The 22160-nt window shown below is 64.7% G+C and carries 15 protein-coding genes; 14 read left to right on the forward strand and 1 reads right to left on the reverse strand.

All coding sequences use genetic code 11. The features are described from left to right. The first annotated feature begins 13 nt into the window (after positions 1-13). The 10 genes from ABT23_RS12480 to ABT23_RS12525 all read left to right on the forward strand — a co-directional run bounded on the left by ABT23_RS12480 (position 14) and on the right by ABT23_RS12525 (position 10282). Positions 14-298, forward strand: coding sequence for an integration host factor subunit beta (locus tag ABT23_RS12480; protein WP_059757474.1), 285 nt, complete (start codon positions 14-16; stop codon positions 296-298). Positions 299-477: 179 nt separating this feature from the next. Continuing rightward, entirely contained in the window at positions 478-765 is a 288-nt protein-coding gene (locus ABT23_RS12485) for a lipopolysaccharide assembly LapA domain-containing protein (protein WP_296635817.1), read from the forward strand. Positions 766-769: 4 nt separating this feature from the next. Next, a complete protein-coding gene (gene lapB, locus ABT23_RS12490; protein WP_296635820.1) occupies positions 770-1936 on the forward strand; it encodes a lipopolysaccharide assembly protein LapB in 1167 nt (388 codons plus the stop codon). A 35-nt stretch (positions 1937-1971) separates the two neighbouring features. Next, positions 1972-2670: an orotidine-5'-phosphate decarboxylase gene (pyrF, locus tag ABT23_RS12495; RefSeq protein ID WP_296635853.1), complete on the forward strand. Its 699-nt coding sequence runs from the start codon at positions 1972-1974 to the stop codon at positions 2668-2670. A 12-nt stretch (positions 2671-2682) separates the two neighbouring features. Beyond that, on the forward strand, positions 2683-4005 hold the full coding sequence (locus tag ABT23_RS12500) for a UDP-glucose/GDP-mannose dehydrogenase family protein (protein WP_296635822.1): 1323 nt from the start codon (positions 2683-2685) through the stop codon (positions 4003-4005). Positions 4006-4017: 12 nt separating this feature from the next. Further along, entirely contained in the window at positions 4018-4953 is a 936-nt protein-coding gene (rfaE1, locus tag ABT23_RS12505; RefSeq protein ID WP_296635825.1) for a D-glycero-beta-D-manno-heptose-7-phosphate kinase, read from the forward strand. Continuing rightward, complete coding sequence (gene rfaD / locus ABT23_RS12510; RefSeq protein WP_296635828.1) at positions 4950-5948, forward strand: ADP-glyceromanno-heptose 6-epimerase; 999 nt, start codon at positions 4950-4952, stop codon at positions 5946-5948. The genes rfaE1 and rfaD overlap by 4 nt, the downstream gene beginning before the upstream one ends. Next, entirely contained in the window at positions 5945-6841 is an 897-nt protein-coding gene (gene cysM, locus ABT23_RS12515) for a cysteine synthase CysM (RefSeq protein ID WP_296635830.1), read from the forward strand. The genes rfaD and cysM overlap by 4 nt, the downstream gene beginning before the upstream one ends. A gap of 14 nt (positions 6842-6855) precedes the next feature. Then, positions 6856-8211 carry a DNA repair protein RadA gene (gene radA, locus ABT23_RS12520; RefSeq protein ID WP_296635832.1) on the forward strand — a complete coding sequence of 452 codons (1356 nt, stop codon included), beginning with the start codon at positions 6856-6858 and terminating at the stop codon, positions 8209-8211. Between the two features lie 79 nt (positions 8212-8290). Then, on the forward strand, positions 8291-10282 hold the full coding sequence (locus ABT23_RS12525) for a ferrous iron transporter B (protein WP_296635835.1): 1992 nt from the start codon (positions 8291-8293) through the stop codon (positions 10280-10282). Between the two features lie 29 nt (positions 10283-10311). Here ABT23_RS12525 and ABT23_RS12530 read toward each other — a convergent pair whose 3' ends face one another. After that, a complete protein-coding gene (locus ABT23_RS12530; RefSeq protein ID WP_296635837.1) occupies positions 10312-11943 on the reverse strand; it encodes a peptide chain release factor 3 in 1632 nt (543 codons plus the stop codon). A 156-nt stretch (positions 11944-12099) separates the two neighbouring features. Between ABT23_RS12530 and ABT23_RS12535 the strand changes: the two genes are divergently transcribed. From ABT23_RS12535 to ABT23_RS12550, 4 genes are all read left to right on the forward strand, one after another. Continuing rightward, entirely contained in the window at positions 12100-15723 is a 3624-nt protein-coding gene (locus ABT23_RS12535) for a response regulator (protein ID WP_296635840.1), read from the forward strand. A gap of 4 nt (positions 15724-15727) precedes the next feature. After that, positions 15728-18268, forward strand: coding sequence for an EAL domain-containing protein (locus ABT23_RS12540; protein WP_296635843.1), 2541 nt, complete (start codon positions 15728-15730; stop codon positions 18266-18268). A 215-nt stretch (positions 18269-18483) separates the two neighbouring features. Then, a complete protein-coding gene (locus tag ABT23_RS12545; protein ID WP_296635847.1) occupies positions 18484-19767 on the forward strand; it encodes a CoB--CoM heterodisulfide reductase iron-sulfur subunit A family protein in 1284 nt (427 codons plus the stop codon). A 3-nt stretch (positions 19768-19770) separates the two neighbouring features. Then, positions 19771-22029, forward strand: a complete 2259-nt coding sequence (locus ABT23_RS12550) for an FAD-dependent oxidoreductase (protein WP_296635850.1) — start codon at positions 19771-19773, stop codon at positions 22027-22029. The last annotated feature ends 131 nt before the right edge of the window (positions 22030-22160 follow it).

Genomic DNA, 22160 nt, shown 5'->3' on the forward strand with positions numbered 1-22160 from the left:
CGCCGAGTAATCCATGACCAAGTCCGAGCTGATTGCTCAACTGGCGGCGCGGCATTCGCAATTTTCGGTTGCGGATATCGAGATGGCGGTGAAAACGATCCTCGACGCGCTGGCGAAAAACCTGTCGCGCGGGGAACGTATCGAAATCCGCGGTTTCGGCAGCTTCAGTCTGAGCTTTCGTCCCGCCCGTCTCGGGCGCAACCCCAAGTCTGGCGAGCGCGTGCAGGTGCCGGCCAAGTATGTGCCGCACTTCAAGGCGGGCAAGGAGTTGCGCGACCGGGTGGATTTTCCGCTCTAGGCGTGGTTGTGGGTGGGTGCGATGCCATACGTGCGTCGGCGCCTTCGTACTCACGACCGGCCCGCGGCCGGTAGATCCGGTCAGGACAGCAAGACCCACAAGACGGCGCCGCAAGGCGCCGTTTTCTTTGGCGATTGGCGCCGCGCGGGTAAAATGGGCGAACTTCCTGGCGCATACACATGAAAAATTTCACGCACTATCTGGGCTTACTGGCAAAACTGCTGGTTTTTCTGCTGGTGCTGGGCTTTGCCCTGAAAAACAGTCATAGCGTGACCTTTTACTCCTATCTGGATTATGTGTGGCAGGCGCCGCTGATCGTCATGTTGGGCTTGGCATTCATCCTCGGCGCCCTGATCGGGGTGCTCGCCTTGCTGCCCACACTGTTCCGGCTACGGCGCGAACTGGGCCGCAAGCCGAAGGCGGCCGAGCTGGATACGGTCACGCAAACCGATCTGCCCGTCGTATAAGCCCATGGAATTCGAGTTCTGGTGGCTGCTGGCGTTTCCCCTGTTTTTTGTGCTGGGCTGGCTGGCCGCGCGGGTGGACATCCGGCAGGTGGTGACCGAGTCGCGTGCGCTGCCCAACTCGTATTTCCGCGGCCTGAATTTTCTGCTCAACGAGCAGCCCGACAAGGCCATTGAGGCCTTTCTCGAAGTCGTCAAGCTCGAACCTGAAACCATCGACCTGCACTTTGCGCTGGGCGGCCTGTTCCGCCGGCGCGGCGAACTCGACCGCGCCATCCGCATGCACGAGAACCTGCTGGAACGCGAAGGCCTGGCCGAGGAACAACGTCTGCGCGCGATGAGCGAACTAGGCCAGGATTACCTCAAGGCGGGCCTGCTCGATCGCGCCGAACAGGTGTTCACGAGGCTGCTGAAAACGCAACAGCACGGTCTGGCACGCACCTACCTGCTGGAAATCTACGTGCAGGAGAAGGACTGGCAGAAGGCCATCGACGCCGCGCACATACTGGAAAAGGACACCAGCAAGCCGCTCAACGCCGACATTGCCCATTTCCATTGCGAACTGGCGCTGCTCGAATCGGCCCGGGGCAATGCTGAAGCCGCCGTCGCCCAGTTGCAGCAGGCGCTGTCCAGCAACCGCCAGTCGGTGCGCGCCAACCTGATGGCGGGCGACCTCGACGCGGCAGCGGGGCGGCACGAAGCTGCTATTGCCGACTGGCGTCTGGTCGAAACGCAAAGCGCGGCCCATATGGCATTGGTCGTGGATCGCGTACTCGGCAGCTACCGTCTGTTGGGGCGGCTGGACGAAGGCGTGCAGTGGCTGCGCGCCCTGTATGCCCGGCAGCCGTCGCCGGACGTGTTCAATGCGCTGTATCTCGCGGTGGCCGAAATCGAAGGCGCTACGGCAGCCAGCCAGCTTGCGCGCGAGGAATTGCGGCGCAATCCCAGCCTGCGCACGCTGGACCGCCTGCTCGAAGCCGAGCTCGTCAATGCAGAGCCTGAGATGCGCGAACTGTTGCAGGTGGAAAAGACCCTGGTGGCCTCGCATAGCCAGCGCATGATGCGTTACCAGTGCGGCAGTTGCGGTTTCAAGGCGAAGCAGTTCTTCTGGCGTTGCCCGGCCTGCGGGCGCTGGGACAGCTTCGATCCCGAGCGGAGCGAGGGAGAAGCGTGAGTGGGGAGCAGTCAGTAGTGAGTGAAAGGGACGAGGTGAATTCGACCAAGATCATCGTGGCGCTGGATTATGCGGACGCGACGTCGGCATTGGCGCTGGTGGCGCGGCTTGATCCGGCGTTATGCCGGCTCAAGGTGGGCAAGGAACTGTTCACCGTGGCCGGACCGGAACTGGTGCGTACGCTGGTGGCGCGCGGCTTCGATGTCTTTCTCGACCTGAAATTCCACGACATTCCCAATACCGTGGCGGCGGCGTGCCGGGCAGCGGCTGGACTGGGCGTATGGATGATGAACGTGCATGCCTCGGGCGGGCGCCGCATGATGGCGGCAGCGCTGGATGCGCTGGCAGGCCTCGAACAACGGCCGCTCCTGATTGCCGTGACGGTACTGACCAGCATGGGCGCCGAGGATCTGGCCGAGGTCGGCGTGGCCGATGCGCCGGCCGACCAAGTGCTGCGGCTGGCGCGGCTGACACAGGCTTGTCAGCTCGATGGCGTGGTCTGTTCGGCGCAGGAGGCCACCATGCTGCGCGCCGATCTGGGCGCAGATTTCCGCCTGGTCACGCCGGGGATCCGGCCGGCCGGTGCCGAAACCGGCGACCAACGCCGCGTGATGACGCCGGCAGAAGCCCTGCGCGCGGGCGCGACCGACCTGGTGATCGGGCGCCCGATCACCGCCGCAGCCGATCCTCTGGCTGCGCTCAAACAGATACAGTCCGATATACAGAATTCTTAGGGAGAAGACGCTTTGAAAATCACGGTAATTGGAACGGGCTATGTGGGCTTGGTGACCGGGACCTGTCTGGCCGAAGTGGGCAATGAAGTGCTGTGCCTCGACGTCGACCCCAACAAGATCGAGATCCTGAAATCCGGTGGCATTCCGATCTATGAGCCAGGGCTGGAAGACATGGTGAAGCGCAACGTCGCGGCCGGTCGCCTGTCCTTTACCACCGACATCAAGGAGTCGGTGGCCTTCGGCCAGATCCAGTTCATCGCCGTCGGCACGCCGCCGGATGAGGACGGCTCGGCCGACCTGCAGTACGTGGTGGCGGCGGCGCGCAACATCGGCCGCCACATGAGCGACTACAAGCTGGTGGTCGACAAATCCACCGTGCCGGTCGGGACCGCCGACAAGGTGCGTGCCGCACTGACGGAGGAGTTGGCCAATCGTGGCGCGGCAATCGAATTCAACGTCGCGTCCAACCCCGAGTTCCTGAAGGAGGGCGCGGCGGTCGACGACTTCATGAAGCCCGACCGTATCGTCATCGGTACCGACAGCGAGCGCGCCACGGCACTGTTGCGTCAGCTCTATGCGCCGTTCCAGCGCAACCATGACCGCCTCACCGTGATGGACGTGCGCAGCGCCGAACTCACCAAGTACGCCGCCAACGCCATGCTCGCGACGCGCATTTCCTTCATGAACGAGCTGGCCGTGCTGGCCGAGAAGCTCGGCGCCGACATCGAGCAGGTACGCCATGGCATCGGTTCCGACCCGCGCATCGGCTATCACTTCCTGTATGCCGGCTGCGGCTACGGCGGCTCGTGTTTTCCCAAGGACGTGCAGGCCTTGCGTCGCACCGGCCAGGAAAACGGCATTCCCTTGCGCGTGCTTGACGCCGTGGAAGAGGCCAACGACGCGCAGAAGCACATCCTGGTCAACAAGCTGACCGCGCGCTTCGGCAAGGACCTCAAGGGCAAGCGCTTTGCCATGTGGGGCCTGGCGTTCAAGCCCAATACCGACGACATGCGCGAAGCCCCCAGCCGCACCATGCTCGAAGCGCTGTGGGCGATGGGCGCGAGCGTGTCGGCCTACGATCCGGCCGCAATGGAGGAAACGCGCCGCATCTACGGCGAGCGCGCCGACCTGCTGCTGGTCGACAGCCCGATGGACGCGCTGAAAGGCGCCGACGCGCTCTTGATCGTCACCGAATGGAAGGTCTTCCGCAGCCCCAACTTCGACACCATGAAGTCGCTGCTGAAGACACCGCTGGTATTCGATGGCCGCAATCTCTATGAGCCGCAGGCGATGCGCGAGATGGGCTTCGATTACCTGCCGATCGGCCGTCAGTAATGGGGATACCCAATGTCGCTGCGTGACGCCATCCGCCGTGCCCGCGTCCTGGTGGTGGGCGACGTGATGCTCGATCGCTACTGGTTCGGCGATGTCTCGCGCATCTCGCCCGAGGCGCCGGTGCCGGTGGTGCACGTCACACGCAACGAGGACCGCATCGGTGGCGCTGGCAACGTGGCACGCAACGCGGCGGCGCTCGGTGCGCAGGTCACGCTGCTGTCGGTGGCGGGGCGTGACGAGGCCGGACAGGCCCTGCGAGCCCTGCTCGAGGCCGAGTCGTTCACCGTGCATCTGCACGAAGATCCGGCATTCTCCACCATCACCAAGCTACGCGTCATCGGCCGCCAGCAGCAGCTGCTGCGCGTCGACTTCGAGACCCAGCCCGGCCACGAGGTGCTGGCGGCCAAGCTGGAAGCCTATGCGCAACTGCTGGCCGACTGCGACGTGGTGATCCTGTCGGACTATGGCAAGGGTGGGCTGACGCACGTCACCCGCATGATCGAACTGGCGCGTGCGGCGAACAAGCCCATCCTGGTCGACCCCAAGGGCGACGACTGGGCGCGCTATACCGGCGCCACGCTGATCACGCCCAACCGCAGTGAATTCCGCGACGTGGCCGGTAGTTGGAAATCCGAGGCCGAGCTCGCCGACAAGGCCGCGGCCGTGCGCGCGAGCTTCCAGCTGGAGGCCTTGCTGGTGACGCGCAGTGAAGAGGGCATGAGCCTGTTCGATGCGGAAGGCGCGCATCACGAAGCCACCCGTGCACAGGAAGTGTTCGATGTCTCCGGCGCCGGCGACACCGTCATCGCCGCCTTTGCCGTGGCGCTGGCGGCTGGAGCGAGCGGCGTCGAGGCCGTCAGGCTGGCCAACCGTGCAGCGGGCATCGTGGTCGGCAAATTCGGTACCGCGGTCGCCACCGCAGACGAAGTTTTCAAGGAAACAACATGAGCCAGTACACCGTCGTCACCGGCGCCGCCGGATTCATCGGCGCCAACATCGTCAAAGCGTTGAACGAACGCGGCGAGACCAACATCATCGCGGTCGACAACCTGACCAAGGCGGACAAGTTCAGGAACCTGACTGACTGCGAAATCGCCGACTACTTCGACAAGGTCGAATTCCTCGACCTGGTCGAGGAGGGCGTGCTCGACGGCGCCGTGGCGGCCATCTTCCACGAAGGCGCGTGTTCCGACACCATGGAAACGGACGGGCGCTACATGATGGAGAACAACTACCGCTACTCCAGCGCGCTGCTCAAGTTCTGCCAGGACGAGGGCGCGCAGTTCCTCTACGCCTCGTCGGCGAGCGTGTATGGCGCGGGGCGCGTGTTTTCAGAATCGCGCGAATTCGAGTCGCCGCTCAACGTCTACGGCTATTCCAAGTTCCTGTTCGACCAGAGCGTGCGGCGCCTGTGGAACGACCGGACGGCGCAGATCGCGGGTTTTCGCTATTTCAACGTCTACGGCCCGCGCGAGCAGCACAAGGGGCGCATGGCCTCGGTGGCGTTCCACTTCTTCAACCAGTACCGTGCCGAGGGCAGGGTGAAGCTGTTCGAGGGCTGCGATGGCTATCCCAACGGCGAGCAGCGGCGCGATTTCGTCTCGATCGAGGACGTGGTGCGGGTCAATATGTGGTTCCTCGACCATCCCGACGTGTCCGGCATCTTCAACGTCGGCACCGGACGCTGCCAGAGCTTCAACGACGTCGCGGTGGCGGCGGTCAATGCGTGCCGTGCCGCGGAGGGTCAGCCGGCACTGACGCTGGAGCAGATGCAGGCTCAGGGCCTCGTCAGCTACATCGCGTTTCCTGAGGCGCTCAAGGGTAAGTACCAGAGCTATACCGAAGCCGATATCTCCGCGCTACGCGGAGCGGGGTATGATGCGGCCTTTTACAGCGTGGAAGAAGGCACTTCCCGCTACATCGAACACCTGTTGAAGACATGAGTACCTACAAGACCATCGAGGATACGGTTGGCAACACGCCGCTGGTGCGCCTGAAGCGCATGCCCGGTACGACCAGCAACACGATTCTCGTCAAGCTCGAAGGCAACAATCCGGCCGGCTCGGTGAAGGACCGCCCGGCGCTGTCGATGATCGATGCGGCCCAGGCGCGGGGCGAGATCAAGCCCGGCGACACCCTGATCGAGGCGACCAGCGGCAACACCGGCATCGCACTGGCGATGGCGGCGGCCATGCGCGGCTACAAGCTCATCCTGCTCATGCCCGAGAATGCCTCGATCGAACGCCAGCAGACCATGCGTGCGTTCGGTGCCGAGTTGCAGCTGGTGAGCAGGGAAGCCGGCATGGAAGGCGCGCGCGACCTGGCGATCGCGATGGAGAAGCAGGGCATCGGCAAGATCCTCGACCAGTTCGCCAACCCCGACAATCCCGCCGCCCACTACCGTACCACCGGTCCCGAGATCTGGCGTGACACGCAGGGTACGATCACCCACTTCGTCTCCAGCATGGGCACCACCGGCACCATCATGGGCTGCTCGCGCTACCTCAAGGAACAGAACCCCTCCATCCAGATCGTCGGCGTGCAGCCCACCGAAGGGTCGCAGATTCCCGGCATCCGCAAATGGCCGGACGAGTATGTACCGCAAATCTGTGACTACGACCGTGTCGACCACATGATCTATGTGAGCCAGTTGAATGCAGAGGAAACCACCCGCCGGATGGCGCGCGAGGAAGGCATCTTCGCCGGCGTCTCGTCCGGCGGCGCGCTGTGGGCTGCGCTGCAGCTGTCCAAAGAGGTTCAGAACGCCGTCATCGTCTCCATCGTCTGCGACCGCGGCGACCGTTATCTGTCGACGGGCGTATTCCCTGCCGCGTAATTAGCGGGTAGCGGATGGCCAAAACCAAGACGATCTACACCTGCACCGAATGCGGCGGACAGTCGCCCAAGTGGCAGGGTCAGTGCCCCCACTGCAACGCCTGGAATACCCTGGTCGAGACCATCGCCGAATCAGCGAAACCGCGTTTCGCCGCGTTGGCGGCGACCAGCACCGTGCAACTGCTGCATGACGTCGAGGCCTCCGAGGAAAGCCGCATCGCCACCGACATCGGCGAACTCGACCGCGTGCTTGGCGGCGGCCTGGTGCCGGGCGGGGTGGTGCTGATCGGCGGCGACCCCGGCATCGGCAAGTCGACGCTGCTGTTGCAAGCCCTGGCCGGTCTATCCGGCAACCTGAAAACGCTCTACATCAGCGGCGAGGAATCGGCGCGCCAGGTCGCGCTGCGCGCGCGGCGGCTTTCCCTGCCCGAGACCAATCTGCCGGTGCTGCCGGAAATCCGGCTGGAAGCCATCCTCGCGCAGCTGACCGAGATGAAGCCCGAGGTTGCGGTGATCGACTCGATCCAGACCGTCTATTCGGAGGCGCTGACCTCCGCGCCCGGTTCGGTGGCGCAGGTGCGCGAGTGCGCCGCGCAGCTGACGCGCCACGCGAAGCAGACCGGCACCGCCATCATCCTCGTCGGCCACGTCACCAAGGAAGGCGCCATCGCCGGCCCGCGCGTGCTCGAGCACATCGTCGACACTGTGCTGTATTTCGAGGGTGACACCGGTTCGTCCTTCCGGCTGGTGCGCGCGTTCAAGAACCGCTTCGGTGCAGTCAACGAGATCGGCGTGTTCGCGATGACCGAAAAAGGCCTCAAGGGCGTCTCCAACCCCTCAGCGATCTTCCTGTCGCGCCACGGCGAGCCGGTGCCGGGTTCGTGCGTGCTGGTGACGCAGGAAGGCACGCGGCCGCTGCTGGTGGAAATCCAGGCGCTGGTCGATTCCAGTCACGCGCCGAGCCCGCGCCGATTGAGCGTCGGCCTGGAGCAGAACCGCCTCGCCATGCTGCTCGCCGTGCTGCACCGCCACGCCGGCATCGCCTGCTTCGATCAGGACGTGTTCGTCAACGCCGTCGGCGGGGTGAAGATCAGCGAACCCGCCGCCGACCTCGCCGTGCTCGCCGCCATCGTGTCCTCGCTCCGCAGCCAGCCGCTGCCCGACAAGCTGGTGATGTTCGGCGAAGTTGGCCTCGCCGGAGAAATCCGCCCGGTACAGCGCGGCCAGGAGCGCCTCAAGGAAGCCGCCAAGCTCGGCTTCACCCAGGCCATCGTCCCGGCCGCCAACCAGCCCAAGCAGAAGATCGCCGGCATGACGGTGCATGCGGTGCAGCGGCTGGACGAGGCGATCCGTTTGTTCAGGGAAAGCTGAGCGTTTTCATTCCATGACCTCGCCCGCGCATAGTTTTCCCCTTCACGGCCCCGGGCTGCGCGGTGCCAGGCGCCCTCGCGTGGCCATCGTCGGCCGCACCGGCAGCGGCAAGCACAGCATTTTTCGTGCGGCCGCCAGTACGTCCACCCACCACGAGCGTCTGGCCGGCATCGGGCCTGCGTATGAGGAATGCCTGGTCGAGGTAGGGATCGACCAGATTTCCCTGGTCGCCTTACCCGCCATCGGCGGCCTGCACCATCTGGATGCGGACGCCTGTGTGACGTTGAAGTATCTGTTGTGGGGCGACCGCTGGCCGGCCATCGCGCAGCACGAGACGAACCAGCCCGACAGCACATTTGCCGCTCCGGATGTGCTGCTGGTGGTGATGGATGCCACGGCGCTGGAACGCGATCTCGAGCTCGCGCTGGAGTTGATGCAGCTGGGGAGGCCGATGGTGTTTGCGCTCAACCGCATGGACGAGGCACGTGCCCGGCGACGCTTCATCAATGTGCGCGCCCTGTCGGCCCAACTGGGCGCGCCGGTGGTGCCGACCGTGGCGCACATGGGCATCGGCCTGGCCGATCTGTATACCACCGTGGTGCACGTCGCCCGCGAAGCAAGATTTCTGCAACCGCATCCGGCGACTCCGCCCTACAGTGCGCACATCGAAGCGCAATTGCGGGCCATTGCCGAGATCGCGCGCCAGCCGGACGTGGCGGCGGCTTTCGCAGTCCCCGAGACGCTACTGACGCTACAGCTCGCGGAAAACGACGGTTATTTCGCACAGGAATTGCAGGCGCATTTCCCCGATCGCTACGCGGCCTTGCTCGCCGCGCGCGCCATTGCCGATGCGGCCTTGCCGCGCCGGCTGGCGGAGGAGCTGCATGCCGATCGGCATCACCGCGCCGCCCTGCTGACCGAGGCGGCGACCCGCCCCGGTCAGGAAGGTGCGCCGCCGCGCTGGCAGGTGTGGGCCGATGATCTTTTCCTGCATCCGCGCTGGGGCTTCGTCGGCACGCTGGCGGTGTTCGCGCTGGTGCTGCTGTTCGTATTCGAGGTGAGCGCCGTGCTCGACAGCCTGACGGTCGCGCGCTTGATCGCGTGGGCCGAGCCGTGGCAGCCGACCGAACTCACGGGCGTGCTCGGCCGCGCGGTGCTCGACGGCTTCATCGGTCTCGCCGGCATCGTCATTCCCTACATGATTCCATTGGTGTTGCTGCTGGTGTGGCTGGAGGAATCCGGGATCATGCACCGCGTGGCCTTCGTGGTCGATCGCGGCTTCCATCGGCTGGGGCTGCACGGCGGCGTCGCCCTGCCGTTCCTGATGGGGCTGGGCTGCAACGTGCCTGCGCTGGCCGCAACCGCGGCCGTCACCCACGGCCGCGACCGCACGGTAGCCTCGCTGCTGATCACCTTCCTGCCGTGTTCGGCGCGCTCGGCCATCATCCTTGCGGTGGGTGGAAAATATCTCGGCGGCTTCGGCGTGTTCGCCCTCTTCATGCTCGCGCCCGTCGTCGTCAGCCTGGTCGGCAAGCTCCTGAAGCGCCGCTATCCCGAGACCACGCCAGGCATGATCCAGGAAATTCCCGCCTACGCCGTGCCCACCCTGCGCGCCTTGCTGGCCAATACCTGGGAGCGCAGCCGCGACATCGTCACCATCGTGCTGCCGCTCCTGGTGGCGGGCAGCGTGGTGCTGGCACTGCTGAGCCATTACGGCGCCGATGCCTGGGTCAATCTCACGCTCACGCCGGTGACGGTGTGGTGGCTGGGGCTGCCGGTGGCGCTTGGGGTGCCGATCCTGTTCGGCGTGCTGCGCAAGGAACTGTCGCTGCTCATGGTGTTCCAGGCGCTCGGCACGCAAGAGCTGGCCAGCGTGCTCGACACCACGCAGATTGCCACCTTCCTGGTGTTCCTGACTTTTTACGTGCCCTGCGTGTCCACTTTCGCCATGATGCTTAAGCTGCTCGGCCGGCGTGACGCGCTCTATTCGGTCGCGCTTTCCATCGGCGTGGCGCTTGCCGTGGCGGCGGTGGTGCGCGGGGCGCTGGAACTGGTGGGGTGGGTGTTGTAGCGGCGGTGTCTTCGGGATGACCGTCTAGGTCAACCCATCACCTGCCCATGCTCCCGCGTGTCGTGGAACGCGACCTTGGGCCAGCGCTCCTGCGCCAGTTGCAGATTCACCCGCGTATCCGCCAGATAGACCAGGTTGCCGTCGACGTCCTTTGCCAGCTTCAGCGTATTGGCCTTGGTGAATTCAGCCAGGTGCTGGGCATCCGGGCAGGTGACCCAGCGCGCGGTGTGGATGCCGGCGTTCTCGAAGGTGGCGTCGACGCCGTATTCGGTTCTCAGCCGATGCGCAACGATCTCGAACTGCAGCGGGCCGACGGCGCCGATCAGGAGCGTATTGTCAGCGAAGGGGGCAAACACCTGCACCGCGCCTTCCTCACCGAGTTCCAGTAGGCCTTTGTTCAGTTGCTTGGCGCGCAGTGGATCGCGCAGGCGCGGCTTGGAGAAGAGTTCGGGGGCGAAGTAGGGGATGCCCTTGTACTGCAGGGCCTCGCCTTCGGTGAGGGTGTCGCCGATGTGCAGCTGGCCGTGGTTGTGGATGCCGATGATGTCGCCGGCCACGGCGTCTTCCATGCGGGTGCGCTCGTTGGCCATGAAGACGACGGCGTTGGCGATCTTCATGTCCTTGCCGGTGCGGCGGTGGCGCACCTTCATGCCGGGGCTGTAGCGGCCCGAGCAGACGCGGAAGAAGGCGATGCGGTCGCGGTGCTGCGGATCCATGTTGGCCTGGATCTTGAACACGAAACCGGTGAACTTGGGTTCGGCGGGGTCGACCGTGCGTTCGATGGCCTCGCGCGGCAGCGGCGACGGCGCCCAGTCGGACAGCGCGCGCAGCACTTCGCGCACGCCGAAGTTGTTGATGCCGGAGCCGAAGAAGACGGGGGTTTGTTTGCCGGCGAGAAAGTCGTCGATGTTGAAGGTGGCCCCAGCGCCGCGCACCAGTTCGATCTCGGACAAGAGCGTGTCGGCTTCGAGCGGAAAGCGCTCCCGCAACGCCGCTTCTCCCAGCCCCTGCAGCGATTCGAACTGCTGGCCGGCGTTTTCCTCGCCGGCCTTGAAGCGCAGGATCTCGTCGTGGATCAGGTGGTAGACGCCCTGGAAGCGCTTGCCCATGCCGATCGGCCAGGTCACCGGCGCGCAGTGGATCTTCAGGATCGACTCGATCTCGTCGAGCAGTTCCAGCGGCTCGCGCACCTCGCGGTCGAGCTTGTTGATGAAGGTGATGATGGGCGTATTGCGCATCCGGCACACTTCCAGCAGCTTGATCGTCTGTTCTTCCACGCCCTTGGCGGCGTCGACCACCATGATCGCGGCGTCGACCGCGGTGAGCACGCGGTAGGTGTCTTCCGAGAAGTCCTTGTGGCCGGGGGTGTCGAGCAGGTTGAACACGCAGTCGTCGTAGGAGAACTGCATCACCGAGCTCGCGACCGAGATGCCGCGTTCCTGTTCCACGGCCATCCAGTCGGAGGTGGCGAACTTGCCGCTCTTCTTGGCCTTGACCGTGCCGGCCATCTGGATCGCGCCGCCGAACAGCAATAGCTTCTCTGTGAGTGTGGTTTTACCCGCATCGGGGTGCGAGATAATCGCAAAAGTGCGGCGTTTCCTGACGTCGCGTACCAGGGCGGGATCGCCGGTTTGTGCCGGCGCGGTCTGAGTGGATTCCATCGGGGAGGGCAGGCTGATATGAAGCAAGCCGCAATTTTAAGCTATTTCACGCGACAGCCCGGCCCGATGTCGTGCCTGGCAGGTACGGTGTTGCCTCTGCTCGATAAGAAATCAGGCTATATTTGCCGGACCCTTGATAAAAAATAAATATTGGTCTTGAAATCCCCCCGCCTCCTGCTGCCCGTTGTCGCCTTGGCCGTGCTGCTTGCACTGGCGACCATGGCCTGGCAATGGCGCGTCGGACTGGAGGGCACGCACGATCAGCGCGTCGTCAGGGTGGGGCTCTACGAAAACGCACCCAAGGTCTACACCGACGCGAACGGCCAGCCGGCTGGCCTGTTCGTCGAACTGCTGGACGCGATGGCGCGCGACGAAGGCTGGCAACTGCGCTATATCCCGTGCCAGTGGTCGAGCTGCCTCCAGCAGCTGGCGCTTGGGCAGATCGACCTGATGCCCGATGTGGCCTTCTCGAGCGAGCGCGCCCAGCGTTACGATTTTCACGGCGTCTCGGTCGCCAGCAGCTGGTCCCAGGTTTACAGCGCCCCCCACCTCAAGGTGCAATCGCTCACCGATCTTGCCGGCCGGCGCATCGCCATCCTGCAGGGCGGGATCCAGCAAGCCTTCTTCGCCCAGTTGATGGCGGGCAGCCACCTCGCCTACCAGGCCGTGCCGGTGACGTCGCTGGACCAGGGGTACGCCGCCGTGGCGGCGGGCGAGGCCGATGCCGTGGTGACCAACAGTTTCTATGCCGCGCGCAATGGCGACCAGTACAAGTTGCAGGAAACGCCAATCGTCTTTCTGCCATCGACCCTTTACTTTGCGACGACGAAAGGCCGCAACGCCGATCTGCTGGCGCGCATCGATGCGCATCTGACCGCCTGGCGGCACGATCCCGATTCGGTCTATTTCGAGGCTCTGCATCGCACGATGGCGGCGGCGTCCGCCACGCGGATACCACGCTGGGTGCGCTGGTCGCTGGCCGGGCTGGCGGCGGCGATGTTGCTGCTGCTGCTGATCAGCCTGCTGCTGCGCTGGCAGGTGGACCAGCGGACGCGGGCGCTGGTGAGGACGACGCAGGAGCTGGAGCGCCAGCGTGCCGATCTGGAGCGGCTGGTGGCGGAGCGCAGCGGCGAATTGCAGGCCCTGTTCGATTCCGCCAGCGTGGGGATCGTGCTGGCGAAGGAGCGGATCGTCGTGCGCAGCAACCGGCGTATGGACGAACTGTTCGGCTGTGCGCCGGGCGAGCAGGTCGGCCGGTCGACGCGCATGTGGTATGCCGATGACGCCAGCTTCATCCAGGTCGGCCAGGAGATGTATGCGCAGATCGCGCGGGGCGAAACTCATGTGCGCGAGCAACCGGTCGTGCGCAAGGACGGCAGCCGTTTCTGGTCCCGGATGTCGGTGCGCAGTGTCGATCCCGCCGATCCGTCCAAGGGGGTAGTGGGCATCATCGAGGACATCACGGCCGAACGCGCCGCCATGGAGGCCATGCGCACGGCCAAGGCCCTGGCCGAGGAGGCGACGCGCATGAAGTCGGATTTCCTGGCCAACATGAGTCACGAAATCCGCACCCCGATGAACGCCATCCTCGGCATGCTCTATCTGGCGCTCAAGGGCGACCTGGCGCCCAGCCTGCGCAACCACCTGACCAAGGCACAGGGCGCGGCGCATTCGCTCCTCGGCATCATCAACGACATTCTCGATTTTTCGAAGATCGAAGCCGGCAAGCTGGAGATCGAAAGCGTTGAGTTCGGCCTCGACGGGGTGATGGAACAGTTGGCCGACGCGATCAGCTACCAGCTCGAGCACAAGGGCATCGAATTCCTCATCCGCTATGACGTGTCGATCCCGCCGGTGCTGATTGGCGATCCGCTGCGCCTGGGCCAGGTGCTGCTCAACCTGTGCGGCAACGCCGTGAAATTCACCGAGCAAGGCGAAGTCGAACTGGCGCTCAGCGGCATCGACCTCACCGACACGGCGCTCACCCTGCAGGCCTGCGTGCGCGACTCCGGCATCGGCATGACGGCGGAGGTGCAGTCCCGACTGTTCGAGAAATTCACCCAGGCCGACCAGTCGACCACGCGCCGTTTCGGCGGTACCGGCCTGGGACTCGCCATTTCCAGGAATCTGGTCGAACAGATGGGCGGCCGCATCTGGGTGGAGGATTCGCAGCCGGGGGTGGGTACGACGATCTGCTTCACGGTCCGGTTTCTGATCGCCCAGCAGGCCGAGGCGCGGCGGCGCGAGCTGGTGGAGCAGGCGGGCCCGCTGCTCAAGGGGATCCGTGTCCTGGTGGTGGACGACAACGAAGTGTCGTGCGAAATCCTGGCGGGGATGCTGCGCTTCTTCCATCTCGACGTGGAAACGGCGCAAAGCGGCCCGGCCGCCCTGGCGGCGCTCAAGGCGGCAGGCGACGCGCCCTTCGACCTGGTGCTGATGGACTGGCGCATGCCGGGGATGAACGGTGACGAGGCGACGCAGCGCATCCATCGCGATCTGCCCGGCCCGCACCAGCCCAAGGTGGTGATGGTGACCGCCTACGGGCGCGAGGACGTGATCCGGCTGGCCGAACAGGTGGGCGTGAACGGCTTTCTCATCAAGCCGGTGTCGCCGTCGACGCTGCTCGACACCATCCTCTCGGTGCTGGGGCGCGGACGCATCCTCGGCCCGGACGACCGGCTACGCGGCAACCCGCTGGATCACGCGGTGTCTGCCGGCCAGCTGGCCGGCGCCCGCCTGCTGCTGGTCGAGGACAACGACATCAACCGCGAATTCGCCACCGAGCTGCTGCGCAGCGAAGGCATCGAGGTGGACGTGGCCGTGAATGGCCAGGAGGCGGTCGAGAAGGTGCGGATGCAGGATTACGATGCCGTCCTGATGGACATCCAGATGCCGGTCATGGACGGCCTGGAAGCGTCTCGCCGGATTCGTGCGCTGGCAGCGGCGCCCGGCGGCGAGCGTTTCGCCACGCTGCCGATCATCGCCATGACCGCGCTGGCCATGGTGCAGGATGCCGAAAAGAGCCAGAGCGCAGGGATGAACGACCATGTCACCAAACCGGTGGCGCCCGACCGACTGCTGAGCGTGTTGGCGAAATGGCTGCACCTGCGGGCGCCTCGTAGTGGCGCGGCGGTACATGCCGCGCCGGAACGACGCATGGAGGATATCCCGCCCGCGCTGCGGGCGCTCGCCAGTCTCGACGCGAGCGAAGGCATTCGCCGCATCGGCGGCAAGGTCGAGGCATACTGCAGGCAGTTGCGCCGTTTTCGCGAGCGCTATGCCGACGCCGGCGAGGAACTCCAGCGGCTGCTGGCGCAGGCGAACCTGCAGCAGGCGGAAGCGTATTGCCATGCACTGAAGGGCGTCACCGGGAATATCGGGGCCACGGCGCTGTACGAGAAAGTGGGCGAGGTCGACACGCTGCTGAAGCAGGAGACGCTGCCTCCCCCGGCCGTGCTGGCGGACTTGCAGGCGCGACTGCAGGCGGTGATGCAGGATATCGACAGCCTGGCATCCCGACTTCCGCCGGCCCCCGTGCCTGCTGCCGAACCGCTCGATGCGGCCGGGATTCGGGCGCGGCTGGACCGTCTGGCGCGGGCCCTGGACGGCGACCTGGGGGCGGCGGAGCCCCTGTTGCTGGAACTGCGCGCGGGCGTGTGCGGTACGCCGCTGGAAGCGGAGATCGCAGCACTGGCCGCCGAGGTCGATGTCTTCGCCATCGATGAAGCACGGATGCAGCTCCGTACGCTGCTGGAACGCCTGAAATCGGAAACGGAGTGAGCCTATGACGCAATCCGCCCCGGGTCGCCCCCGCATCCTCATCGTCGACGACGTGCACGAGAATCTGCACGCGCTGATGCATGTCCTGCGCGACGACTATGCGATCATTGCGGCCACCAGCGGCGAGAAGGCCCTCCAGCTTGCCCAGCACCAGCCACCGCCCGACCTGATCCTGCTCGATATCCGCATGCCGGGCATGGACGGCTATTCCGTGCTGGCCCACCTGAAATCGCACCCCGCTACCGCGGACATCCCCGTCATGTTCGTCACGGCGCAGGACGATGCCACCGACGAGGCGCGCGGCCTCAGGCTCGGCGTGGCCGATTACCTCGTCAAGCCGGTCAATCCGGAACTGCTGCATGTGCGCATCCGCACCCAGCTCGAATTGCAGCGCTACCGGAAGAACCCGGTGATGTTCGACATTGCCGAGCATGCCGATCCGGAACGCCCGCCCTCGCTGCTGGTGGTCGACGACATTCCGGAAAACATCCATGAGCTGCTGGAGGCGCTGAAGGACGACTACCGGATCCTGGTCGCCCGCACCGGCGCCAGGGCGATCGAGCTGGTCGAAGGGCCGACGCCGCCCGACCTGGTCCTGCTCGACATCATGATGCCGGAGATGGATGGCTACGAAGTCTGCCGGCGCATCAAGGCGACGCCGGCCGGCAACCGCATTCCGGTCATCTTCGTCACGGTGGTCGATGCGACGCAGCAGAAGGTCAGGGGATTCAGCATCGGCGCGGCCGACTACATCACCAAGCCGTTCGACATCGATGAGGTGCGCGCGCGCGTGCGCACGCACCTCGAGCTTGCCCGGCTGCGCCATTTTCTCGAGGACCAGGTGGCACAGCGCACGGCCATGCTCGAGCAGAGCGAGGAGAAGTACCGCATCCTGGCCGACTATTCGCCCAACTGGGAGTACTGGCTGGCCCCCGACGGCAGTTATCTCTATGTCTCGCCGGCCTGCCAGGATGTATCGGGCTACGCCCCCGCCGATTTCTTCACCGACGCCGGCCTGATGGAGAAGATCATCCATCCGGACGATCTGGAGGCCTGGCGAAAGCAGGGTCCGTGCGCGTCCAGTGCCAATCCGGAACTGCTCATCTTCCGCATCCGCGCTCGCGACGACGGCGAACGCTGGATCGAGCATGTATGCCGGAAGGTACATGACGCGACAGGCAAGGCGCTGGGCGTGCGCGGCTCCCATCGCGACATCACCGATCGCCAGCGGGCCGAGCAGAAGCTGGATTTCTTCGCGCACCGCGATCCGCTGACCGGCCTGCCCAATCGCGCGCTGTTCGCGCAACTGCTGGCACAGGCCGTCCTCAATGCCGAACGCAGCCAGGGCCGGTTTGCCCTGTTGTTCCTCGATCTCGACAGCTTCAAGACCGTCAACGAGAGCCTCGGCCACAGCGTGGGCGACCAGCTGCTGGTCGAGGTGAGCAAGCGCCTGCTGGACCTGCTGCCCGATGGCAGCGTGATCGCCCGTATCGGCGGCGACGAGTTCTACATCATCGTCGAGCGCGGCATGAGCCTGCCCGGCATCGATCTGGTCGCCCAGCACATGATCGATGCGCTGGGCGAACGCTTCCATCTGGATGGCAAGCAGATCTACACCGGCGCGAGCATCGGCATCGCGCTGTATCCGGCCGATGGCCGCGATGCCGCGACCCTGCAGAGCAGCGCCGACGCCGCACTCCACCAGGCCAAGGCGCAGGGGCGGGGTATCCTGCGCTTCTTCTCGCCGGAGATGACCAGCCGCTCCAAGGAGCGCTTGACGCTCGAAGCCGACCTGCGCCGCGCGCTCGAGCGGCAGGAACTGTGTCTGTACTACCAGCCGCAGGTCGACCTCACCAGTGGCAAGATCGTGGGCCTTGAAGCGCTGGTGCGCTGGCAACACCCGGAGCGGGGCATGATCCCGCCCGACGCATTCATCCCGCTGGCCGAGGAAAGCGGCCTGGTGGTGCCGCTCGGGGATTGGGTGTTGCGTGCGGCATGCCGTCAGATCAGGGCCTGGTCGGATAGCGGACAGGCGCCCCGGCAGGTTTCGGTGAACGTTTCCGCCGTCCAGCTCAACCGGGGGCATCTGGTCAAATCGGTGAAAGAGGCGTTGCAGGACAGCGGGATCGCCCCCGCGCAGCTCGAGCTTGAAATCACCGAAAGCTTCGTCCTGGTGGACCGGGACCAGTCCTTCAAGGCGCTGGCCGAACTCAAGGCCTTGGGCGTATGCCTGTCGATCGACGATTTCGGCACCGGCTATTCCTCGCTGGCCTATCTTCAGCAGCTGGCGGTACACAAGCTGAAAATCGACATTTCCTTCGTGCGCGACGTGACGACCAACAGCGGCAATGCCTCGATCGTCAAGGCCGTGATCGCCATGGGCCACAGCCTCGGGCTCGAGATCATCGCCGAGGGCGTGGAGGACGAGGAGCAGGCGCGCTACCTGCGCGCGCTGCAATGCGACGTGATGCAGGGTTACCTGATCAGCCGGCCGTTGCCAGCCGACGATATGACGCGTTTCATGGGATCGTTCAAGCCGGCCTGAGGGGAGGTGCCGGCACGGCCCGGCCTGCTGAAAACACTTCCCCTTATTCCCGCATAGAAAACTTCGATTGAGAATGCGCACTTGGCCGTGGCGGCAGGCATGGCCTTCGGAGTACCATTTCAGGGATTCACTTATGGGCGAAATGCCCGACCGTCCGGGGCGGTTTTTCGGGCGGTTTCAAATGATTTTGCATCCATTGGATGGAGGAAACAACAATGACGGAGCATGTTGCGACCAACGAGACGATTCTCGTGGTGGGCGGCGGGATTTCCGGCATGACCGCCGCGCTCGAAGCGGCCGAAACCGGCAAGAACGTCGTTCTGGTTGAGAAAAATCCCGCACTGGGCGGACGGACTTCCCAGTTGTATCGCTACTTCCCCAAGCTGTGCCACCCCACCTGCGGTCTGGAAATCAACCTGCGCCGCCTCAAGAACAACCCCCGCGTGCGCGTGCTGACGCTCGCCGAAGTCTCCGGCATCGAAGGCGGTACCGGCGACTATACCGCCACCATCAAGATCAAGCCGCGCTACGTGAACGAGAACTGCACCGCCTGCGGCGATTGCGGGCGCGCGGTCGAGACGATGGTGGACGATCCGTTCAACTACAACCTCGGCCAGCACAAGGCGGCCTACCTGCCGAATGCGATGGCCTATCCGCAGCGCTACGTGCTGGACCCGGCGATCATCGGTACCCCCGATGCGGACAAGGCCAAGGCCGCCTGCAAATACGGCGCGATCGACCTCGACATGAAGGAGGAGACGATCCAGGTCAAGGCCGGCGCGGTGGTATGGGCGACCGGCTGGAAGCCCTATGACGCGGCGAAGATTCAGCCCTACGGCTATGGCCGCTTCAAGAACGTCATCACCAGCGTCGAGTTCGAGCGCCTGGCCGACATCCACGGCCCCACCGGCGGCAAGATCCTGCGTCCCAGCGACGGCAAGGAAGCGAAGAACATCGCCTTCATCCAGTGCGCCGGCTCGCGTGACGAGAACCACCTGCGTCACTGTTCGCGCATCTGCTGCATGGCGTCGCTGAAGCAGACGCACTACGTGCGCGAGAAGTATCCGGAAGACGGCAAGTCGACCATCTACTACATCGACATCCGCGCCATCGACCGCTTCGAGGATTTCTATCAGAAGGTGCAGGCCGATCCCTCGGTCACCTTCATCAAGTCCAAGGTCGCGAAGATCACCGAGGACGAGCAGGGCAACCCGGTATGCTGGGGCGTCAACACCGAAGGCTACAAGCGCTACACCACGCCGCACGACCTGGTGGTGCTGGCGGTCGGCATGGAGCCCTCGGTCAAGGGCATCAACATTCCCGGCCACATCGTGGCGGATTCGAGCGGCTTCATCGAAGCCGATCCGGCCAACGGTGCCGTGTTCGGCGCCGGTTGCGCGTCGAATGCGCTGGACGTGAACCGTGCCGTGCAATCGGCCACCGCGGCGGCATTGCGCGCCATCCAGGTGGTCAACAAAGTAGCGAAGGCGGAGGCGTAAACAATGGCTGACATCAAAGTCGCAGCGTATATCTGCAAGGGCTGCGGACTCGGCGAGCGTCTGGATACGGACGCATTGGTCAAGATCGCACAGAAGGACGGCAAGGTGCCGCTGGCGAAATCGCACGATTTCCTGTGCAACGCCGACGGCGTGGCGATGATCAAGAACGACATCGCGAACGAAGGCGTCACCCACATCATGATCGGCGCCTGCTCGCGCCGCGCCAAGACCGAAGCGTTCTTCTTCCCCGAAAACGCGGTGGCGCGTGCCAACCTGCGCGAAGGCGTCATCTGGATCCGTCCCGATACCGAGGAAGCGCGCGAAACCACGCAGGACATGGCGGAAGACTACATCCGCATGGGTTGCGCCGAAGTGAAGGCGATGACCGCACCCGGCGGCAACACCAATACCGGCAGCAGCAAGACCCTGCTGGTGGTGGGCGGTGGCGTGACCGGCATGACGACCGCGATCGAAGCGTCGAAGACCGGTTATTCGGTGGTGCTGGTGGAAAAGTCCGGCGAACTCGGCGGCTGGGCCGGCAAGCTCTACAAGCGCACGCCGGTGCACGAGCCTTTCAAGTCGCCGGCCGATACCGGCGTGGCCGACCTCGCCTCCCTGGTGATGGGCGACAGCAACATCAAGGTCTACCTCAACGCCACCATCGCCAAGACCGATGGTGCGCCGGGCCGTTTCGTGGTCGATATCGCCACCGAATCGGGTGCGACGCACACCGAAGACATCGGTGCGATCGTGCAGGCAACCGGTTTCACGTTGTACGACATGAACAAGCTGCCCGAACTCGGCGGCGGCAAGTCGCCCAACGTGGTCGACCAGGCCGGCCTCGAAGCGCTGGCGAAAGCGGCTGCGGCAGGAGACGGCATCATTCGCCGTCCGTCGGACAACCAGCCGGTGAAATCGGTGGTGTTCGTGCAATGCGCCGGCCAACGCGACCCGACCGGCACGCACCTGTCCTACTGCTCGGGTTTCTGCTGCAACGCCAGCATCAAGCAGGCGATGTACTTCAAGGATACCAATCCGTCCGTCGACACCACCATCATCTACACGGACCTGCGTACCCCCGGCAACGGCGAGGACTTCTACCGTAGCGCGCAGGAGAAGGGCGTCATCTTCACCAAGGGCAAGGTCGCCGAAGTGGTGCCGAACGGCAATACCAGCACGGTCAAATTCAACGACCTGATCCTGGGCGACACCGACGCGTCGATGGTGGACGTCGACCTGGTGGTGCTGGCGACCGGCCAAGTGGCGAACTCGGGCATCAACATCGATGCGCTGACCAAGCCGCAGGTCGAGGGCCAGGAAGGCGAGTCCGCAGCTGCCGGCACGGTGGAAGTGAAGCCGATCTCCATCCTCAACCTGACCTATCGTCAGGGCCCGGATGTGCCGCAGTTGAAGCAGGGCTTCACCGATTCGCACTTCATCTGCTTTCCCTACGAGACCCGCCGCACCGGCATCTACACCGCCGGGCCGGTGCGCCGCCCGATGGACATCGTGCAGGCGCGCGAGGATGCCACCGGTGCCGCGCTGAAAGCGATCCAGGCACTGGAAAATGCCGAGCTCGGCCGCGCCGCGCATCCGCGCTCGGGCGACCTGTCGTTCCCGAAGGTGCGTCTGGAAGGCTGTACGCAGTGCAAGCGCTGCACGGTGGAATGTCCGTTCGGCGCCATCGACGAGGACGAAAAGCGCTTTCCGGTATTCAACGAATCACGCTGCCGCCGTTGCGGGACCTGCATGGGCGCCTGCCCGGTGCGCGTGATCTCGTTCGAGAACTATTCGGTCAACACGGTCGGTGCGCAGATCAAGGCGGTCGATATCCCCGACGAGTTCTCGGAAAAGCCGCGCATCCTGATCCTGGCGTGCGAGAACGACGCCTACCCGGCGCTCGATATGGCGGGCATGAGCCGCAACGAGTACTCGGCCTTCGTGCGCATCATTCCGATCCGCTGTCTCGGTTCCGTCAACACCATCTGGATCACCGATGCACTCAACGCCGGCTACGACGGCGTGATGCTGATGGGCTGCAAATCCGGCGACGAATATCAGTGCCACTTCGTCAAGGGTTCCGAACTGGGGCGTGTGCGCATGTCCAAGATCGATGACACGTTGAAGACGCTGAATCTGGAATCGGAGCGTGTGCGCGATCTCGAAGTCGCCATCACCGACATCGAGCGGGTGCCCGACATGATCAACAAGTATGCCGCCGAGCTGGTTGCCGTAGGCCCCAGCCCGTTCAAAGGCTTCTAACAGGAGACCCACCATGAGCGCAAACACCGCACTGGCGGAGAAATACCGCAACAACTTCCTGAAGGAAATCGAAGAACAGGTCGAGATGGGCGACTGGGTGAAGATGTGCATGCAATGCGGCGTCTGCTCCG

It is taken from the genome of Thiobacillus sp. SCN 63-57, assembly GCF_001725555.1.
In the GTDB taxonomy this organism is placed as follows: Bacteria; Pseudomonadota; Gammaproteobacteria; order Burkholderiales; family Thiobacillaceae; genus Thiobacillus.